The sequence below is a fragment of the Candidatus Pedobacter colombiensis genome (assembly GCA_029202485.1).
Classification (GTDB): domain Bacteria; phylum Bacteroidota; class Bacteroidia; order Sphingobacteriales; family Sphingobacteriaceae; genus Pedobacter; species Pedobacter colombiensis.
In genome coordinates, this window is record CP119313.1 from 2,014,618 (window position 1) to 2,033,875 (window position 19,258).

The 19,258-nt window shown below is 35.6% G+C and carries 17 protein-coding genes; 6 read left to right on the forward strand and 11 right to left on the reverse strand.

Going from position 1 to position 19,258, the window contains the following annotated elements; translation table 11 throughout:
- Positions 1-6: 6 nt before the first annotated feature.
- The 6 genes from P0Y49_08500 to P0Y49_08525 all read right to left on the reverse strand — a co-directional run bounded on the left by P0Y49_08500 (position 7) and on the right by P0Y49_08525 (position 6,380).
- Positions 7-1,749: a hypothetical protein gene (locus P0Y49_08500; GenBank protein ID WEK21179.1), complete on the reverse strand. Its 1,743-nt coding sequence runs from the start codon at positions 1,747-1,749 to the stop codon at positions 7-9.
- Entirely contained in the window at positions 1,749-2,705 is a 957-nt protein-coding gene (locus P0Y49_08505) for a FecR domain-containing protein (GenBank protein WEK21180.1), read from the reverse strand. Before P0Y49_08505 ends, P0Y49_08500 begins: the two co-directional genes overlap by 1 nt.
- 8 nt (positions 2,706-2,713) lie before the next feature.
- Positions 2,714-3,301, reverse strand: coding sequence for an RNA polymerase sigma-70 factor (locus P0Y49_08510; protein ID WEK21181.1), 588 nt, complete (start codon positions 3,299-3,301; stop codon positions 2,714-2,716).
- Between the two features lie 55 nt (positions 3,302-3,356).
- Positions 3,357-4,007, reverse strand: a complete 651-nt coding sequence (locus P0Y49_08515) for a DUF2807 domain-containing protein (protein ID WEK21182.1) — start codon at positions 4,005-4,007, stop codon at positions 3,357-3,359.
- A 40-nt stretch (positions 4,008-4,047) separates the two neighbouring features.
- Positions 4,048-5,115 carry a hypothetical protein gene (locus P0Y49_08520; GenBank protein WEK21183.1) on the reverse strand — a complete coding sequence of 356 codons (1,068 nt, stop codon included), beginning with the start codon at positions 5,113-5,115 and terminating at the stop codon, positions 4,048-4,050.
- A 71-nt stretch (positions 5,116-5,186) separates the two neighbouring features.
- Complete coding sequence (locus P0Y49_08525; GenBank protein ID WEK21184.1) at positions 5,187-6,380, reverse strand: multidrug effflux MFS transporter; 1,194 nt, start codon at positions 6,378-6,380, stop codon at positions 5,187-5,189.
- Between the two features lie 254 nt (positions 6,381-6,634).
- Between P0Y49_08525 and P0Y49_08530 the strand changes: the two genes are divergently transcribed.
- Entirely contained in the window at positions 6,635-7,201 is a 567-nt protein-coding gene (locus tag P0Y49_08530) for an AraC family transcriptional regulator (GenBank protein ID WEK21185.1), read from the forward strand.
- A gap of 16 nt (positions 7,202-7,217) precedes the next feature.
- Complete coding sequence (locus P0Y49_08535; GenBank protein WEK21186.1) at positions 7,218-8,210, forward strand: TerC/Alx family metal homeostasis membrane protein; 993 nt, start codon at positions 7,218-7,220, stop codon at positions 8,208-8,210.
- A gap of 81 nt (positions 8,211-8,291) precedes the next feature.
- Here the strand turns inward: P0Y49_08535 and P0Y49_08540 are convergent, their stop codons facing one another.
- From P0Y49_08540 to P0Y49_08555, 4 genes are all read right to left on the reverse strand, one after another.
- Complete coding sequence (locus tag P0Y49_08540; GenBank protein WEK21187.1) at positions 8,292-9,620, reverse strand: OmpA family protein; 1,329 nt, start codon at positions 9,618-9,620, stop codon at positions 8,292-8,294.
- A gap of 222 nt (positions 9,621-9,842) precedes the next feature.
- Positions 9,843-11,228: an MBL fold metallo-hydrolase gene (locus P0Y49_08545; GenBank protein WEK21188.1), complete on the reverse strand. Its 1,386-nt coding sequence runs from the start codon at positions 11,226-11,228 to the stop codon at positions 9,843-9,845.
- Between the two features lie 63 nt (positions 11,229-11,291).
- Positions 11,292-12,134 (reverse strand): SDR family oxidoreductase, encoded by an 843-nt coding sequence (locus P0Y49_08550; GenBank protein ID WEK21189.1) that lies wholly within the window; start codon positions 12,132-12,134, stop codon positions 11,292-11,294.
- A 79-nt stretch (positions 12,135-12,213) separates the two neighbouring features.
- The gene (locus tag P0Y49_08555) at positions 12,214-12,420 is read right to left on the reverse strand and encodes a cold-shock protein (GenBank protein WEK21190.1); all 207 of its coding nucleotides are present in this window, start codon (positions 12,418-12,420) and stop codon (positions 12,214-12,216) included.
- Between the two features lie 166 nt (positions 12,421-12,586).
- Here P0Y49_08555 and P0Y49_08560 point away from each other — a divergent pair, with 166 nt between their 5' ends.
- Positions 12,587-13,054 (forward strand): YMGG-like glycine zipper-containing protein, encoded by a 468-nt coding sequence (locus tag P0Y49_08560; GenBank protein WEK21191.1) that lies wholly within the window; start codon positions 12,587-12,589, stop codon positions 13,052-13,054.
- Positions 13,055-13,113: 59 nt separating this feature from the next.
- Here P0Y49_08560 and P0Y49_08565 read toward each other — a convergent pair whose 3' ends face one another.
- Positions 13,114-16,653 (reverse strand): response regulator, encoded by a 3,540-nt coding sequence (locus P0Y49_08565; GenBank protein WEK21192.1) that lies wholly within the window; start codon positions 16,651-16,653, stop codon positions 13,114-13,116.
- Between the two features lie 592 nt (positions 16,654-17,245).
- Here P0Y49_08565 and P0Y49_08570 point away from each other — a divergent pair.
- The 3 genes from P0Y49_08570 to P0Y49_08580 all read left to right on the forward strand — a co-directional run bounded on the left by P0Y49_08570 (position 17,246) and on the right by P0Y49_08580 (position 19,257).
- Positions 17,246-17,464, forward strand: coding sequence for a hypothetical protein (locus tag P0Y49_08570; protein WEK21193.1), 219 nt, complete (start codon positions 17,246-17,248; stop codon positions 17,462-17,464).
- A gap of 327 nt (positions 17,465-17,791) precedes the next feature.
- Positions 17,792-18,175, forward strand: coding sequence for a response regulator (locus P0Y49_08575; protein ID WEK21194.1), 384 nt, complete (start codon positions 17,792-17,794; stop codon positions 18,173-18,175).
- Complete coding sequence (locus P0Y49_08580; GenBank protein WEK21195.1) at positions 18,172-19,257, forward strand: sugar transferase; 1,086 nt, start codon at positions 18,172-18,174, stop codon at positions 19,255-19,257. Before P0Y49_08575 ends, P0Y49_08580 begins: the two co-directional genes overlap by 4 nt.
- Position 19,258: the final 1 nt, after the last annotated feature.

Below are 19,258 nucleotides of genomic sequence, written 5' to 3' on the forward strand. Positions count from 1 at the left end.
CCAACCCTACATTATTGTGATACCAGCGTTAAAACCAAGCCATCCTTTTGTTGAGTTTCCAAAACTCGTATGGTGGATAGGAACTATATTTTGCTTATACCTTGGTGCACTGGTCCCTGCCTGTTGATCGCCACTATAAATTGCATAAGTTGGACCTCCAAATATAGTTATGTCCTTAAACAGCTGAAACTGAATATTGCTTTGAACACGGTTAAGTAGGTTGTCGCCATCCCAATTGCCAAGGTATAGGTATTGGCTGGTCAATTCTAAACCGAAGGCGAGGCGTTTGTTAAATATGAAATCGTGACCAAAACCTATTCCTGCAGTTTTTATTTTTTCCTCATTTGATACGTTTAACCCTGCAAACAATACAGTATACAGTTTTGCATTACCTGTTTTTAATGAAATGTTGGTGTTGGTAATTTCGTTCGTATATAAGCTTACTTTGTGGTATCCGTTTTTTATAAAATTGATTAAACCCAGGCTATAGCCAGATGAAGTATCTGCAACATTGATTAAGCCGAATTGAAAACCGTCTATTTTTTTTGCATGATTAAAAATACCTGCAATTTGTACCCCACTTAAATGCTGGCAAGCGATGTTGCCAATACCCGCTATCTGTACACCATCAAAATCTTTGCGGACTAAGTTAGTGATGCCTGCCGATTGTAAGCCTTTCATGTTTTTGGAAGCTTGATTAAGCACGCCTGCTAACTGAAATCCTGCCACTTCGGCTTTTACATTGTTGACTAATCCGGCTGCCTGGAATCCTTTTTTATTTCCTCTTACGTCATTAACTAAACCGGCTACCTGAATTCCACTTACAGAACCGCCAACTTGATTGAAAAGTCCAGCAAATTGCAGTTTCTTTACATCGCCTTTTGTGATATTGAATAGCCCTGCAATTTCAAAACCGTTAGTGCCTGCGGTGTAGCCTCCCAATACATTTATAGATAGTTTATTAATAACCTGAGCACTCATGATGCCATGGGAGCTTAGTCCGGGCGTTAGGGAGGCTTGAAAAGGGCTGTTAGCAAAGAAATTGGGAATGTTTAAACTCTGAATCCTTTGTCGGGAAGAAATGAAAAATCTCGCAAGTCCGGTGTTTTCAATATCACTAAATCGTGCATTTCCCTTGTGCGCATCTGGATCATTGTATCCTTCGGGCTTTACTTTGATATCAGATAGAAAGATGAGGGTCGTATCACGGTAAGTCTCCTTACTGGCCGTTAATATAACCTCCTGGTGTTCGCCTTTAAACTTTAACTTAAAATATCCCTCATTGTCTGTGAGGGTTGACTGTAACAGTCGTTTTTCGTAAATACTGGCTTGTTTAACTCTGCGACCTGTTTCTGTATCTATCACATAGCCGCTAATTAAATACAGTTTCTCTGCGGTAGTAATATTTTCCGGCTCTATAGTAAAGTGGTTTGCAGCATAACGTAAAATAATATACTCCCCATTTTCTGTATAATCAACCTTGTTGTTAAATAGCTTGTCCAATAGCACTCTTACAGGGGCGTTTTTACCGCTTAAACTAATAAGGCTGTCTTGCTTAAATAATGAGCCACCGTAAGAAAAATAGAAATCCCCGGCCTTACTGATCTTATTTAGCACTTCAGATAGTCGTTGGTCTTTTGCTTCGATACTTACTCTTTTCTCTAAATTGTATTTAGATGGAGGTATCGGCATTTGGGCTTTTGTATATCCTATAAAAAGTAATAGTACCAGGGTGATTTTGATTTTCATTATTGATGGTTAGACAATAGAATTTGGTTTTGGTTACGCACCATAGTTATATCTAAAGTCCTGCAAATAAGATTTAAGTTGTAATCCAGGCTTGCCGAAGCTCTTAAAGTAGTGTTTAGGGTTAGATTTTTTATCGCCGGGTCGTTAATGGTAATGTTAGTATTGTATGCTTCATTTAACACTTCTACCATTCGCCATAGTGGAGTATTGTTGACTATAAATTCTTTGCTGCGGTAGTAATCATATAGATGATCTGTAATTTGTTCTTTGATTAATTTGCTTGTATTGTTTTTGATCATTACTTTTTCTCCCTTTTGGAGACTTATTTGATCTTTACCCAAAGTTACTTTTACGATTCCTGTTTCAACAATTACTTCGGTTTGATTGTCTAAGTGTTTTATATTGAATGAGGTTCCGACAACAAGTACTGATACTTTATCTATCTCTATTACAAACGGCTTTGTTTTATCATGCGCAACATTAAAAAACACATCACCATGTTGCAGATGGATACTTCTGTTGTTTTTAAAGTTGTTTGCATAACTAATACTGGTGTTTTTGTTTAGCGTAAGATCAGATCCATCTGGAAGCACTTTCGTAGTTACCGTATTACCCGCTGCGATGGTTATATAGGAAACGGGCTTAAGTAAATTGTATAATGACCACCCTGCAGCGATAATAACAAATACAGCTGCAACTTTAAGCCAATTGTATGCGGGCATTAATCGACGTGTTATACTATTACTGCTGGTAGCTTTTTGTTGAAACCTTAACCAGGCATCATCTTCGTTTATTTTGCTTTGACTGGAAAGTGTTTTACTAGTGTTCCATATTTTTTCGAATTGTAAAAAATAGGCTTTATTGGATGGAGTGGTATCCAGCCAGTTTTGCACTCTGACGCTTTCCTCTTCGTTTGTTTCTTTTAAAAGAAACTTTATCAATAATTCATCGGTCATGCTATTCCCTAATTAAAAAAATCCTTGTAATACATAAAGCCAAGCAAAATGAGCGTAAGGTAATCGGCAAGTTCCAAACGTAAAATCCTAAGTGCTTTACCCATTTGATTTTCAATCGTTTTTATGGATAAGCCGAGTCGATCTGCAATTTCTTTATATTTTAATTCTTCAAACCTGCTCATCTGAAATATGGTACGACATTGCTCTGGTAGCCTATTTAATGCCAGGTTTAGGTTATATGCTAATTCTGTCATTTCTACTTTTGAGGATGCAGGTTCATTTTCTGTGTTCATGGTATAACTTGCAAAGTCATGGTACTTGATTTTAATCTTTTGATGTTTTAAAAAGTTCAGACTATCGTGGTACACACATTTATAGAGGTAAGCTTTTAGTGAAGTTTGAACACTTAGTAAATCCCTCTTCTCCCAAAATTTTAAAAACATATTTTGTACGATTTCTTCAGCATCATCTTCATCTTTTAAAATAACATTAGCATAAGTATGTAATGCCTTAAAATGAGCTTTAAACAATTGTTCAAAAGCCTGGTCATCATATTGCTGATGCTTGTTTCCGGAAGTGCTATAATTTAGTTTCAATGCTTAATCTTATTCAAAGATATTTCTATAATCATAAAAGCTCAAAACTAATGGATTAAAACTTGATAACTTTGCCAGATCCACTTATGCTTGCATCAACCTCAGGATCTCCAATGTAATAGATTTTTCCACTGCCACTGATGCTGGCCTTTAATTTATCCTTGACTTTTACGCTCGCTTCACCTTTTCCGGATATTTCAATCTCAGCTTTTTTACAGTTTATTTTCTGAAGATCAGCCTTTCCGTCACCAGATATATCTATTGAGACTTCATCTGATTCGAACAGATCTTTTATTATAACCTCACCTGTGCCGCTAATGGATGATCTGAAATAATCTGTAGTTAGAAATGGCCCTTCTATGTTTACATGACTTGCGCCGCCTATAGCTACTTTTTTTATTACAGGTAGGGTGATGTAGACCTCCACATCATCATGTTGGACGTTTGCTTTTTCGTAGCCAAGATACAATGTACTACTCATAACATTGGTTTTGAAATAAGGGAGAAGATTGTTGGAACCGCTCAACTCTACTTTAAATTCTGTTCCGTAATTAATATGTATTGTGTTTGTGCCATTGGTATTTACTCCTATAAACTGGCCCAGGGTACGAACTTCGGTTATTTTATCACCATTTGCTGTTATCCGCTCTTTGCTGCAGCTTGCAAATAGGATGATGATCAATGTAGATAGTGTTAAAGTTTTCATATTCATTTTGTTAGGTAATTGTGTCATTAATATTTAAGATTTAAAAGATATATTGGATTCCGCCCTGATAACCTATGTACAATGCCTGGAAGTTACTTCCCCACTTGTTTTCCCAGGTGCTGATATAATCTTTGTGTAACTTTAGTCCTTCGATTGTATTTGTATTTAGGTAATTAAGGGAAGGACCTCCAAAGATTTCAAGGTTGCGTGTGATTTTGATTGCAGGCATTAGTCGGAGTGATGTTTTAAAATACTCGCCCGCCTTGAAGCTTTCTAATCCTATTCCTGAAATTTCTGTGTTTAATCTAAATGAGTTGGATTGAAAGAGATGTGCACCTAAGCCAGCTTCAAATGCATATACTTCATCAGAATTTTTGAAATTGTAGCCCAAGCCAATAATTCCGTATAGTACTTTTCCGCCAGATCGAAAAGAGAGCATGGTAGTAAAGGTTTCGTCTGTGGTTAAGCTGATGCTTTTTTCTCCGTTCTTGATGATGTTTATAATCCCTATAGGGTAATCACTGCTGTCGGCTACATTAATAAAGCCCGCAATTTGTGCGCCTTTAACCTTTCCGGCGATATTGATAAAGCCCGCTATTTGAGATCCCTTAATATCTTTGGCTTTGTTGATGAAACCACCAATTTGTGGGCCGGTTATGTTAGCTGCTTTATTTATAAATCCTGCAATTTGTATACCTTTTACGTCATTTGTAATATTGGCAAAACCGGCAACAGCACATACATTTCCGCCACCATAGGTGTTTAGAAAACCAGAAAATAATCCACCGTTAGTTTGTTTGGCAACATGGTTTGAAATGCCTGCAAACTGAAATCCTTTGGTATCGTTACGCACTATATTGGAAATGCCTGCAAAGGAAGCGCCTCTCTCGGCCGCAGAAACACCGGCCAACAAGTGGATAGATAAAGTATTGGTGTCTAATGGTGCATGTGTGCCATTGGTACTAAGGGGATAAATAATACCAAAATGCATTTTTCCGGTAGAATTTTGCTGACCGAATGATTTTATTCCTATAAAGCATAAAAGGCTGCACAATATAGTCTTGAGTGCCGGTAACTGAATGTTTGTTTTGAAAAGTGTAAAGTTCATTTTTGTCTTATTTTAAAATAGGACAACGAAATGAATCTTTACCCCTACGTGGGGATCAAATATTTTTTTGCTTATGGGTGTTTGCTAAGTTTTTTCTTTCCTAAATACAAAATGCTAAGGGCACCTATTGAACTTAGGGCCATAACGCTAACTGTTGGCACTGCTGATTTGACACTAAAAAGGCTAACACCAACGGATGCTAAAGAACCTATTCCCATTTGAATAGCTCCCATTAGAGCGGATGCGCTGCCTGCATTTTTTGTAAATGGGAGTAGGGAAAGTGCAGAGGCATTGGGGCTTACAAAGCCCAAGCAACATAAAAATACAAAAAGCAATGCGGTAGTTTCAGTTAGCCCGTACCAGCCATTGATACTTCCTGTTAGAAAGGTAAGGGCTGTGATTACCTGAATGATTAATGCGGCATAAATCAATTGTTCGCTGGTATACCGTCTAAGCATTAATGTATTTACCTGGCTTGATCCAATAAACCCTATAGAAAGCAAAGCGAAAATCCATCCATAGGTTTCTTCGCTAACATGAAATATCTCCATAAATAATAATGGTGACCCTGATATGTAAGCGAACAACCCGGAAAAGGCCAATGCGCCTGTAAAGGCATAGGTATAAAATTGAGGATTTTTTAATACGATCCAGAAATTGCTAATGATTGGCTTAGGTTTTAAAGAAAGATTGGTATCTGGTTTATAGCTTTCGGGCAGCCAAAGCCAGCTTGCAATTAGATTAAAAGCGCCTAAACCTAGTAAGATTAAGAATATAGTATGCCAACCGAAAGCTACTGTCACGTATCCACCTAAAGTTGGGGCAACCATTGGCGAAACACCTAAAACCAGCATTAGTAAGGCAAAAACTTTAGCATTATCTTTAACTGGAAATAGATCCCGTACCATAGCAACAGAGGCTACAGTTGCTGCACAGCTTCCCAGCGCTTGAATGAATCTTAAGGCGATTAAGGTATCAATGGTAGTTACAAAAGCACATCCGGCAGAGGCAAGAATGTAAACTAACAAACCCAGGTATAGTGGTTTTTTTCTTCCAAATCTATCTAATAGTGGACCGTAGAGTAATTGTCCGGCAGAAATGCCGATAAAAAAGCTAGATAGGGATAAAGCTACTCTAGCTGTATTGGTTTGAAGATCTGCTGCAATTGCCGGAAATCCGGGAAGGTACATGTCAATTGAAAAAGGGCCAAGGGCAGTTAGTGAACCTAGTATTAAAATCAGGCTATAATATTTTTTTTGAGTCATTGTTTTTTATTGGGTTAACACAATTTTATGCTATGAGAGAAGGGAGCAAGATTTTGTGAAGGGTTTGCAAATATAATGTCTATTCCTAAATAAAATTTACATTGATTATTTTACGGGTTTTGGATAAGCATTGGATAAGGGTTCTTGGGTTAGATTTTTGTAACGATAGCATGAAAAGCCTGAATAGATTAATTATTGCTTTATCTTTGTAAATAGAGCGTTATGGCTCTGGAAAAGTATTAATTTGGTTGTGTATGTTGTTATATGTTAAGAATATGGTTTGTGACCGTTGTATCATGATTGTGAGACAACAGTTGGAGAATTTTGGTTTAAAGGTGAATGAAATATCTTTAGGGAAGATTGAAGTAGCGCCTGAACCAAATGCGAATCAATTAAAAAACATAGCTTCTGCAATGCAAGCTTTAGGGTTTGAGCTGATTGATAAAGAAAAGGATCAATTGGTAGAACAGATAAAAAATCAGGTTATTGATTTGGTTCATTATTCTGATTTGAATAGGATGGGGCAAAGTTTAACACAGATAATCGCTGATAGATTGAATAAGGATTATGCTTATTTGAGTAGGCAGTTCTCGGAGGTTGAAGGTTTAACGATTGAAAAATATATCATTCAGCAAAAAATTGAGAAAGTAAAGGAGCTAATGGAGTATGGTGAGCTAAATTTAAACGAAATAGCTTATAAAATGGGGTATAGCAGTAGTGCTCATTTGTCTACTCAATTTAAATCGATTACAGGTTTTACTCCAAGTAAATATAAATCATCTGAATTGAACAATAGAAAGCCGTTGGATAAAGTCAAATAGAATTATAAATATTAGCATGAATAATATGATTAATCATCCCGGTGTTATTATTGGGTTTGCAGTAGTGGTGATAGTAATGCTCCTTTTAGATTTGGGGGTATTTAATAAAAAGGTACATGCAGTAACCAGCAAAGAGGCTGCAATTTGGTCTGTAGTTTGGATAACGCTTTCAATGGTATTTAGTGGTGTTATTTATTTGACTTCAGGATTTGAGAAGTTTACACAATTTCAATCGGCTTATTGGATAGAAAAAGCTTTATCTGTAGATAATTTATTTGTGTTTATTTTGGTGTTCGGCTTTTTTAAAGTACCAAAAGAGCTGCACCATAAGGTATTGTTTTGGGGTATAATAGGCGCTTTAGTGTTTAGAGCAATCTTTATTTTTGCTGGTGTAGGTCTGATCAACTTAACATACTTGCCGGAAACCGTGTTGTTTGGATATACTGTCCAAATCAATGTTGTATTATTTTTGTTTGGCTTATTTCTGATTTATGCGGGAATAAAATCATGGAGTGGTCACAGTGAGGATGAGGAAAATAAGGATTTTAGTAAAAGCCCGGGTGCACGTGTGATTTATAAGTTTTTTAAAGTAAGTAAAGAATTTGATGGTGCTAAGTTCTTTACTGTTGAAAATGGAATTAGAATGGCTACGCCTTTATTGGTTGTTGTAGCAGTAATTGAGTTTACAGATTTATTATTTGCGGTGGATTCGATACCTGCAATTTTTGCTATTGCCCCTGATGATCCTTTAATTTTATATACTTCTAATATATTTGCCATATTGGGTTTAAGAGCGCTGTATTTCCTTTTGGCTAACTTTATTCACATGTTTAGCTTACTGAAATATGGTCTGGCAATTATTCTGGCATTTATTGGTATTAAAATGGTTATCTCACCATTTTATCATATTTCGTCGCCATTGTCATTATCGATTGTAGGTGCTGTATTGGTTCTTTCTGTTATTGCTTCACTTATTTTTCCACCTAAAGAGGAGGCTGTTATTAAATAACTAGTATTTTATTATTACAAAAAGAGGGAGACCATATCCAATTGATAAAGCCTCCCTCTTTTTATTGAATGATTTTACAAATTAATATAATGTAAACTCAACGCGACGGTTTTTCTGACGACCTTCGGCAGTTTTGTTTGATGCAATTGGTTGGTTTGGACCGTAGCCAGTTGCTTCTATACGTGAAGGATTTGCTCCTTGTGACACTAGATAAGCTTTCACAGCTTCTGCTCTTTCTTTAGATAAACGTAAGTTTAATGCCATTGAGCCAGTATTATCTGTATGTCCAGCTAATTTTAAGCTAAAGTTTTTCTCAACTAATAATTCAGCTACTTTATTTAACGTTGCATGAGATTTAGGGCGAATGGTGGCTTTACCTAAATCAAACTCTAAGTTTCTGATAGCTTCGTCTACAACTTTACGATCAGCTTCGGTTACAACAACTTTAGTTTCTTTAATAATTTCACGTTGAATTTTAAGTGGGCAACCTGAACCGTCTACAACTGTGCCGGCAGGTGTACCAGGACATTTATCGAATTTATTTGCAACACCATCATTGTCATCGTCTCCCATATCTTTTGCATATTGTGCTCTGTCTCTTGCTGCATTTTCTTCAGCTGTAGATAATGCTCTTCTTAATTCAGCGCTTTCAGCTGCAGATTGGTTACGTAGGTTGGCTAACGAACTGTAGTTTTGTAGTTGTGGTTTTGACTTGCTACCCAGCGCAAATTCTAAACCTGCATGTCCATAAGAGAACTTATCGAATTTGCCGGTGTTGTAGCCATCAAAATCACCTCTTTTAACAAAATTAACGTCATAACCAAAGTCTAAGTTGATGCCTTTAGCTACTCCTAATTTAAATCCAGCTCCTACCGGAATGAAATATCCATCTTTGTAAGGTTGTTTATTAATTGTACTTCCGTTCCCGACATCCGCACTTGATGACATATAACCAGCTCCAGCTTTTAAATAAGGAATAAGTATTGCATTCTCTCGGTTGATGCTAATGTTGGCTAAGTTATAAACTGCAGTTAAAGCAGCAGACCACTCTAATTTTGTTTTAAAACCTGTGTTGTTGGCATAGGTAGGGTTCAAATTTGCATCGAAACCATTAAAAGCCCTTAAGCCTTCTACTTTACCAGCCAAAAAATCAGCTTGTAAACCTAAAGCAGGCAAGATTTGCTTTTTGATATAAGCACCATATCCCAGCATCTCTTTGGAAGCCTCAAAATCGCGGGCTTTGCCATTGAAGATGGTATTTGAGCTTAATACTCCTGCGTGCGCACCGATTGACCAGGTGCGAAAAGTTTTCTCTGAAAATCTACTTGCCGGTTGATCCTGCGCAAATAGTTGTGACGATAGCCCTATTAGGGACAGCACTAAGGCTGTTTTTGTAATTTTCGAATTCATTTTCTTATAATTAGATGTTAATTGACCGGTTTTAATATTACCGGGAAATTATCTTCTTGTAATAACCTTGCCAAAGCTATTTTTCTTAATTATTAATTCTGAATGAGTTAATAGTCAGTGTTTTATTTGAAATGAAGTATAACTTTGAAAAAAAACGTTATTTGTTTAAATAAAGCTAAAAATGTATAGTATTTGCTACATTTTTAGCTTTTATTAGAAAATTTATAATTCGAAAACTTCACCCTTTTTGGGGATATTGACATGGTAATTTTCTTGTTCAAGTGCGGCTGATAGGCTTCGAAGGCTGTTTATTTCACCGTGAACTAAAAAGACTTTCCTTAAAATTTTTGGGTCTTGCTGTTTGACTGTACTTACAAGATCAGTATGATCTCCATGACCACTTAAGAGATCTGTTTGCTTTATGTTAGCATATACCATAAGGTCACGGTTTCGTAACCGTATGATGGGATCGCCTCTTAACAGTCTATTTCCAAGTGTACCTTTGGCACAGTAGCCAATAAATAATATGGTACAATAGTAATTCTGAATGTTATAATATAAATGATCTTGTATTCTACCGCCTTCTAGCATCCCAGCGGAAGATATAATGATACAAGGCTCATGATAGTTACTTATAGAAGTACTTTCCCGCTTATCGTGTACATAGGAAAGTTCCTTAAAATCAGATTGATCATTCTGATTTTTATAAAAGTCTTGAGCCTCTTTATTAAGGTAACGGATGTGTTGATGATAAATCTCAGTTGCTGAACTGGCTAGTGGACTATCGATGAATACTTTTACAGGGGGCAGCAGTTTTTTGCTGAATATTTTATTTAATACGTACGCTAGTGCCTGTGTTCGCCCTATACTAAAGGCTGGGATGATCAACCTTCCTGGGTATTTGATGCAGGATTCAGTAATGGTTTCTATTAATTTTTGCTCAAGTGTAGTATCTGTATTGTGAAACCTACCTCCATAAGTGGATTCGGATACCAGGTAATCTACTTGCGGAATGGGTTGTGGATCTACGAGGAGGGGATAGTTTTTTCTGCCAATATCTCCGGTAAATGCAATTTTTTTGGTTGTTCCGTCCTCATTCACGGTTAAAACTATTGCTGCGGCTCCGAGCAAGTGCCCGATTGGTATAAAGGTTAATGAAAGATGATCATTGATATGAAATTCTTTATTAAAATCTATGGTGATAAATCGTTCTACTGTTTCCTGAACATGTTTTTGAAGGTATAATGGTTCCGGCCCCGATCTATGTCTTTTGGATCTCGATTGTCGATTTTGTTTGCTTAAGAAGATGTTTACAGAATCTAATAAGAGTATATGAGTGAGATCGGCCGTTGGTGGCGTGCATAGGATTTGTCCATTGAACCCCATTCTAACCAAAGTGGGTAAATTTCCCGAGTGATCAATATGGGCATGAGTTAATATAACAACATCTATGCTTGCCGGATCGAATGGAAAGTATAAGTTTTCCTTTTGATAGGTATCTTTCTCATAATCAAGGCCACAGTCAATTAGCACGTTGTAGTCCTTTAATTGTAGAAGATGCATACTTCCGGTTACCTGCTCAGCTGCACCTAAGATTGTTAATTTCATAATTACGCTATATCCTTAATTGGGGCAATTTATAATTTTAAATATGTATATATGCTCCAGGTATTAACTTTCTTTGTTGAGCCATTCTATCCAGTTGGATATAAGATAGTTGTAATTGAGTAATGCGGGCTGAATGCTTGATACTAGCTTCCAGTTTAGCAATTCATTTTTAAAAACAGGGAGGGGTAAGCCGGCTTTTATAGCCGCGTTGGTATAAAACTCCTGTTTGCTTGGATGATCAGGTGCACAAGCATTTAGCGTATCTCCAAATGTGTTATTTTTAAGCAGACCTAAGCTTATCCCAATGCAATCATCTAAATGGATGAGATTAATAGGTGCCTGTCCATTTGGTATCTCTGTTTTTCCAGCGAAAAATCTTGCCGGATCCCTTCCTGGCCCAACTAAACCAGCAAAGCGAAGAATGGTAGTAGTGAAGGCCGTTTGACTTTTAAGCAGATTTTCAACATTAAAAATGGCTTTTCCGGAGTCAGTTTTAGGATTTGGTGGATCTAATTCTGTAACTTCTACATTTGTATCTGCATAAACAGCTGTTGAGCTGATAAAAATCAGGTGGGCAATATTGTTGAGCTTTGCTGCATTAATGATCCGCTCTACTTTGTATTGGTAATCTGCCTGTTCTCCTGTGCTTCTTTTTGGGGGGATGCAGACAAATAGGATATCACTTTGAAAAAAAATGGGATCGTAGTATTCTTCTCCTCTTTGAAAGTTTATTAAGAATGCTTGAATTTGGAAGTCGGCTAATGTTTCAAGTTTTTCAATTGTTGTGCTTGAACCTTTAACTGGATAACCTTCTGCAACTAATGCTTTTGCTAGCTCTAATCCATACCAGCCGCAACCTAAAATGCTTATTGTTTTTGAAGCAAAAATTGCTGTTGTATTATTCATTTAATAGTTTTCCTTGTTTTTAAATAAGAAAGGGGAAATGTTTGGACATTCCCCCTTTTTAAATCAAGTTAGTTAGCAGCTATAGCACTGTTACGTTTGATGCTTCAGGACCTTTTTTGCCATCATTTAATTCAAATTCAACACTGTCTCCTTCATTCAACTCTCTGAATGAATCACCTGCGATTGCAGAAAAGTGTACGAAAATATCTTTACCTCCATTTTCCGGAGTTATAAATCCAAACCCTTTTGCAGAATTAAACCATTTAACTTTTCCTGTTGTGCGCATATTATTTTGATATATATTTAGATGTGAAAATAATCAATTGAATTTTAATATCAAAATCACAGACTCAGGGCAAAAAAGCATCTATTCATAGTTTTTTGTAGGGTAAATACCCTTTGGCATCATACTTTGCATTATGCTACGTTAATCCCTTATATAGAATTTAGTTATGAGAAGTATACTTTTAGTTATGATAACGGGAATGCTGTTATCAGCATGTACAAATAATGCTAAAGAAGAGGCGCTTATTAAGCAAAAAGCAATAGTAGCAGTTAAAGATAGCATAAGGCTGGATAGCTTTAAACGAGCTGAAACCAAAGCTAAAGAAGATGAGCAACAAAAATTAGCCAAGGCTAAAGAAGAGAAAGTGGCGCCTTTATCGGTAAAACAGGCTACATCTGGAAGATCGGTAAGTACAAGCAGCAACGGGAAGATTGCACCAGCAAAAAAGAAAGGCTGGAGTCAAAGTGCTAAAGGTGCTGTTATTGGCGGAGCAGCTGGAGCAGTAGGAGGGGCACTTATCGATAAGAAGAAAGGTAGAGGTGCTATAATTGGTGGTGTAGTAGGAGCCGGTACAGGTTATTTGATTGGAAGAGGTCAGGACCGGAAGTCGGGAAGGGTACAACCCAAAAATTAATTAATAGCTAAGGATCCCGCATTTTTTAATGCAGGATCCTTAGCTATTAATTAGAAAGATTACTTAACTATTAGGCTTATTGCTGTTTTTATCTCTTGTCGTGTTGAGGACAATAGGTTGTTAACTTCTAGTTCATTATAGGTGCTGATTGAGCCAATTTTTTTAGCGATAACTGCCAGTGCTGTTAAGCCTGAAACGATAGCTGTATCATAGATTTTATGTCCCAACTCTTGGATTTTACTTAAGTCTTTATTGGCCGCATGTTCTTTAAACTCTTTAGAGAAGTTCATCAGTTCAGTTCTTAGTAATGAAAGAACTTTTGTTAGTACACCTGCATCATCCCCAACATACTCTTTTAGGAGCTCTATGTTAAAGTGATAATCGGTGTCTTCTGAAGGTGATAATGATAGATCACTGTGCGGATCTTCTTTAGGGTTTTTAAGCCATTTTTTTAAGGAGAGAGCAATGGTATGCGCAACGACAGGTTTTGAAATGAAATCATCCATTCCTGCAGCAAAGCACTTTTCCTTTTCTCCCTTGACATTCCCAGCAGTGAGTGCAATGATAGGGGTATGTGCTTTATGTTTAACTGATCTTATTTTTTTTGTAGCCTCATATCCATTCATTTCAGGCATTTGAATATCCATTAAAATGATGTCAATCTTTGTATTTTTATAGTGTTCTAATGCTTCAAGACCATTCTTAGCTTCGAATATGGTTGCATTTGGTGCAATTCTTCTAACTATGGTTTTTGCTAAAAGCATATTTACAGCATTATCTTCTGCGATTAAAACCTGAATAGGATCTTCCATTCGTTCTGGCTCCTGAAATGATGTACTATGTTTTTCAGGCTTTTTAGAAATAACTTGAAAAAGAGAGCTGTACATATCCTTGAGCTTGATTGGCTTTAATAAGCGATGATTAACATTTAGGTTTTCGCAAGCTTTAATGATTTTTTCATCAGAAGAACTATGTAATAGAATAATCGGTTGGTCTTTAACGGTGTCTTTTAAAATTTCTCTTATTTTTTTTATGGTTTCTAGCCCATCTAAATCAGGCATGTGGTAATCCATTAAGATGACATCGAATCTTTCTCCATTTGTGATCAACTTTATTGCTTCTATACCGCTATTTGCTTCAACTGGTTTAATTTGCTTTAAAGAGAGCATTTTGTTGATGATTAGTCTATTGTTTGTGTTGTCGTCAACAATAAGGACCTTTTTAATGGTATTCAGATTTTGAATTTCGATTGATTCACCTGGTTCAGATTGTAGGCGTATTTCAAAGTAAAATGTACTTCCTTTTCCAAGGGTACTTTCTACTTGCAATTTACTGTTCATGAGTCCCAGTAATTTGTTTGAAATAGTTAGTCCTAATCCGGTACCTCCATATCTTTTCGTGGTTGATGCATCTTCCTGCGAAAAGGCATCAAATATTTTGAGCTTTTTATCAGGATTAATTCCTATACCTGTATCTCGTACAGCAAAACGATAGTTGATTTCGCTTAATTCCGGATTAGTGAGTGCCTCGACCTTAAGTTCAATCTCTCCCTTTTCAGTAAATTTGACTGCATTACCTAGTAAATTGATTAGGATTTGTTTGAGTCTGAGTTCATCGGCCCAGATATATTTAGGTAAATCTGAGGAAATGTTTAGTAACATTTCCAAACCTTTACTTTGTACCTGATATTTTATTACATCAGCAGATTCTTCTGCCATTTCGTAAAGATTGAATTTTGACCGGTTCATTTCAAGCTTGCCGGCTTCAATTTTAGAAAAATCTAAAATATCATTAATGGTATTGAGTAAGGCGTTTCCAGATTGTGTAACTATGGATAAGTATTGTTGTTGAGTTTCGTTTAGCTGAGTTTTAATCAATAGATCAGTAAATCCTATAATACCATTTAGTGGAGTACGGATTTCGTGACTCATATTTGCTAAAAATTCAGATTTTGCTTTATTGGCAAGCTCGGCGTCTTCTTTAGCGGAAACCAAGCTAGCTTCCATATTTTTGATTTTGGTAATATCCTGTACTGTGCCTCTTATTTTGAAACACCTGCCTTCGTGAAAATCCGGAATCCCAATTGATCTTATCCAAATGTCGTTGCCTTTAGCTGTTGATAATTCTAACTCAAGATCCCATTTAGTTCCCCGAAGTACGGCAGCGTTGAGGGCATTGAAGCGGTTATCTCTGCTATTTCCTTCTTTGTAAAATAGTAGTTCATTATCTGGGGTAGGTTCAAAATCACCATCAACTTCAAATATTTTCCTCGTAATATCAGACCAGGCAAGTTTTTGTTCATTTAAATCTAACTCCCAGCTGCCCAATTTTGCTATACTATTGGATTCTTCTAGCTTTTTATTTTTGCTTTTTAATTCCTTAGTTAAATTATGTCTTTCAGTAATGTCGATCGAGTTACATATGACATAGGGCTTATTGGATATTGTATTTTCAAGGGTGCAATTAAAAATCCAGATAATATGTTTGCCTTTTTTGTGTTTGGTAGTCATTAATCCCTCAGCCTTTCCTTTAACTCTTATATCTTGCAGATAATCGGTAACTAAGGTGTGGTGTTCTTTGGGGGTCAAATCATATAAATTCATGCTTTGCAGTTCGGCCTTTGTAAAACCTAAATGCTGGGCCCCATTATTATTGATAAATAATAAATTACCAGATAAATCATGGGTGAACATAAAGCCTTGAGCATTCTCAACGAAAGATTTTAATTTATTTTCGTTTAATAAAATTTTTTGCTGAAGGTTTTTTTCTTTGGTAACATCTCTTGCAATTGCAAGTATTTTATGAGAGTCTGTTTCTGAGGTGGCACTCCATTGTAACGTTTTGTATTCACCTTTTTTTGTTTTAAAACGGTTTGTGAAATTTACAGCGTTTTTACCGGAGCCTAATCTTTTAAACTCATCGCTAGTAGATTGTAAGTCGTACGGGTGAATGAAATTGTAAAACGGATTATTCAAAAGATCCTGTTCAGACCATCCTAAAGTAGTTGTAAATGCCGGATTTATCCTTTTTAAGGTGCCAGAGATATCCACTTCACAGATTAAATCGTGAGATAGCTTGTATAATTTTAAGAAGTGATTTAATTCCTTTTTGTTTTTTACTTCGTTTACCAATGAGATGATCTCGAGAGATAGCAGTTCTATTAACCTTTTTTGGTTAGTTGTAAGTTCTTTTCTAGGTTTAGTATCGAATACAGATAAGGTACCTATATTTTCTCCATTGGAATCAATTAAAGGTGTGCCGGCATAATAGGCAATTTTAATGTACTGGTGGTTGGAATTTGTTTTGAATCTTATATCTGTTGCTGCATTTAAAACTTCGAAGATGCCTGAACCTTTTACTGTTTGCTTATAAAAATCATTCTCGATAGCAATTTCCTCTGGTGTGAAAATTTTGTTAGATCTGTACCATTGTTTGTTTTTATCTATCAAAGTAATGAATGCAATGTTAGTGTCACACAATGAGGATGTTAATTCTGTGATGCGTTCGAAATGTGCTTCGTATCCAGCATCAAATATTTGAGAATTATGTAACACTTTTAATCGTTCTTTTTCATTTTCGGGAAGAGGAGTGTATTTCATATGAAAGGTTACCGATAAACCGCTTTTAACAACAGAGTAAAAATAGTTATTTATACATAAACTACATGAGTAAAAGCTATAAAAAAGCACTTCTTTACTTTTTGTAATTTGTAACTATTTGATTTATAAGTGTTTGGTGTTTGTTCTAAAGGTTATTCTTATTGATTTTTTTAAATCATTAAGGGGTGAAAAGGCCGTCATTTTAGAAAAGGTCGATTGTTTGGTGTGAGGAATGAAGAGTTGCATCTACATTGTGGGGATTTTTGGGGAATATTGGTTTTGTCGATGTTCGGGAAGTGGTATCATTAATTAAATTAAATTATTGTTTTTTAATTAAGTAGACCTAAAATAGCCTGTTAATTTGCTTAATTTTGCGCTGTAATTGAAGAAAATAGTTAAATGGCTTGATTTTTTCTATTGACTGGATGAAAAAGTAATTAAAATGAAAATCTCAACCCTATTGATTCTTCTCATTTTGTCCTTTTGCAGTTGCAAGAAGGAGGCTCTAACAAACGATCTGTCAAATGTTGTACTTAATAATAAGGGTATCCTAAGAGTTGAATGCAACGATTGTCAGATAAGTTATTCGGTATTGAGCAAAGATTATAATGTTAACATAAAAAATGGCAGTGAAGATATTCCATTTTTTTATGCAACGGACTTCAACTTGAAAACTCAAGTTAAATCACTAGAAAATCAAGGTATCCGATTAATGGTTATTGATTCCTTTGGTCGTGTGGTTTCTAATGAACTTAGTTCTTGCCAGCAAGGTGAGGTAAGGGAAGGATCTTTCCGAATTAATGCAAGATAATTTTTTGATTTATGCTATTTTGCTACACATTTATGTGTCATAGCATCTTATTATATCAATATTTGTTTGCATAATATTTATGGCTTTTTCTGGAAAAGGATGTATAAAGTAAAAAAAACGTCAACGATTTGATGACAAGTTTGTTGTTTGTTGTAAAGAAGCTGATGAACTTAGTTTTTTTTACAGCAAATTGTTATATTTATATTTACTGAAATTGAATGATTTTTATTCAGATAATAAGTTATTTTAATAAAGAAGTAGTTGGAATTATTTGTTTAAGTTTGAATTAATTTTACTAAGCAGACAAATTAAATCGCTTAATATACCATGGAGAGTAAAGACGGCAGTAAAAAGATAATATTAGTTGTTGATGATGAACCAAGCATACTTAAATTGTTGAATTTTATTTTATCTTCTGAATATACATTGATTATAAGAACAAGTGGTATAGAGGCGATTGCCTGGCTAGAAGAGGGGAATGATCCGGATTTGATCATATCTGACTTAATGATGCCTTATTTTGATGGGGAGTCATTGATTAAGAACCTTAAAATAAGTGGCTTTTATAGAAACACACCGGTTATATTATTATCTGGCGCAGATGATTTAGAGGATAAAGTGAGAGATATGCATTTTAAAATCGATCGTTTCCTGGAGAAACCATTTAATCCTACAATTTTGAAATCTCATATAACAGAACTTCTCACATGATGATTACAACTACTATTAATCGGCCTGAGATAAATGCGAAAATTGTATATTTCGGTAAACTACTCAAGAGTGTAATTTTCGAAGATTTTGATTCGAATTTTAACATTGAGCATTTAGATGACCCAGATGATTTTAGAAGCTATTTGGATAATAGATCGTTATTAAGTTTACCTGATATAATTTTAATAGAGGTAGACGACAATAAGGATTGTTTTGGTCAGGTAAGTTATATTAAGAACAATCCACTTCTTCATGGGCTGGTTATAGTTCTATTAGGAATTAAAGAGGATAAGGAATGGCGTAGTAAAGCCTTGAAATTAAAAGTAAATGATTATTACACTTATCCATTTCCAATTGAGGATTTTTATGAACGCCTCAATTTTCTGATAAAGTTTAAGTTGATTAAGCCAAAGCTTCTAGAACTTTCCAAGCAAATGGATGTGGAGTATCAGACGCCTTTAACTAAAAGGGTTTTTGATGTGATCGCTTCAGGTTGTGCTTTATTTTGTTTGAGTCCTTTGTTTATTGTCGTTGCTATTTTGATCAGATTGGAATCTAAAGGTGAGGTGATTTATAAAAGTAAAAGGGTTGGAGCTGGTTATAAGATTTTTAACTTTTATAAGTTCAGATCTATGAGGTGTGATGCAGATCAAATGATTGCGTCGATTGCAGAGTTAAATCAATACTCGAATGAGTCAAATAAGAAAAATGGTAAGGCCGCATTTGTTAAATTTAAGGATGATCCGAGGATTACAAAGTTAGGTACCTTTTTAAGAAGAACTAGTATCGATGAATTACCACAATTGATCAATGTTCTAATAGGTGATATGTCATTGGTTGGCAATAGACCTCTTCCCTTATATGAAGCAGAGCAATTGACAACTAATGAGTGGTCTACCAGATTCCTGGGGCCAGCAGGGTTAACAGGTTTATGGCAGATTAGTAAAAGAGGAAAGAAAGATATGTCGGAGACGGAACGGAAAGAGTTAGATAACTATTACGCCGCAAATTATTCGATTTTGCTGGATTTGAAGATCATTATTAAAACAATACCAGCCTTAATACAGAAGGAGAGAGTTTAAA

Coding starts and splice junctions, on each gene's coding strand:
- P0Y49_08500 (WEK21179.1), bottom strand. CDS start 1,749: ATGAAAATCAAAATCACCCTGGTACTATTACTTTTTATAGGATATACA.
- P0Y49_08505 (WEK21180.1), bottom strand. CDS start 2,705: ATGACCGATGAATTATTGATAAAGTTTCTTTTAAAAGAAACAAACGAA.
- P0Y49_08515 (WEK21182.1), bottom strand. CDS start 4,007: ATGAAAACTTTAACACTATCTACATTGATCATCATCCTATTTGCAAGC.
- P0Y49_08520 (WEK21183.1), bottom strand. CDS start 5,115: ATGAACTTTACACTTTTCAAAACAAACATTCAGTTACCGGCACTCAAG.
- P0Y49_08525 (WEK21184.1), bottom strand. CDS start 6,380: ATGACTCAAAAAAAATATTATAGCCTGATTTTAATACTAGGTTCACTA.
- P0Y49_08530 (WEK21185.1), top strand. CDS start 6,635: ATGTTGTTATATGTTAAGAATATGGTTTGTGACCGTTGTATCATGATT.
- P0Y49_08535 (WEK21186.1), top strand. CDS start 7,218: ATGAATAATATGATTAATCATCCCGGTGTTATTATTGGGTTTGCAGTA.
- P0Y49_08540 (WEK21187.1), bottom strand. CDS start 9,620: ATGAATTCGAAAATTACAAAAACAGCCTTAGTGCTGTCCCTAATAGGG.
- P0Y49_08545 (WEK21188.1), bottom strand. CDS start 11,228: ATGAAATTAACAATCTTAGGTGCAGCTGAGCAGGTAACCGGAAGTATG.
- P0Y49_08550 (WEK21189.1), bottom strand. CDS start 12,134: ATGAATAATACAACAGCAATTTTTGCTTCAAAAACAATAAGCATTTTA.
- P0Y49_08555 (WEK21190.1), bottom strand. CDS start 12,420: ATGCGCACAACAGGAAAAGTTAAATGGTTTAATTCTGCAAAAGGGTTT.
- P0Y49_08560 (WEK21191.1), top strand. CDS start 12,587: ATGAGAAGTATACTTTTAGTTATGATAACGGGAATGCTGTTATCAGCA.
- P0Y49_08565 (WEK21192.1), bottom strand. CDS start 16,653: ATGAAATACACTCCTCTTCCCGAAAATGAAAAAGAACGATTAAAAGTG.
- P0Y49_08575 (WEK21194.1), top strand. CDS start 17,792: ATGGAGAGTAAAGACGGCAGTAAAAAGATAATATTAGTTGTTGATGAT.
- P0Y49_08580 (WEK21195.1), top strand. CDS start 18,172: ATGATGATTACAACTACTATTAATCGGCCTGAGATAAATGCGAAAATT.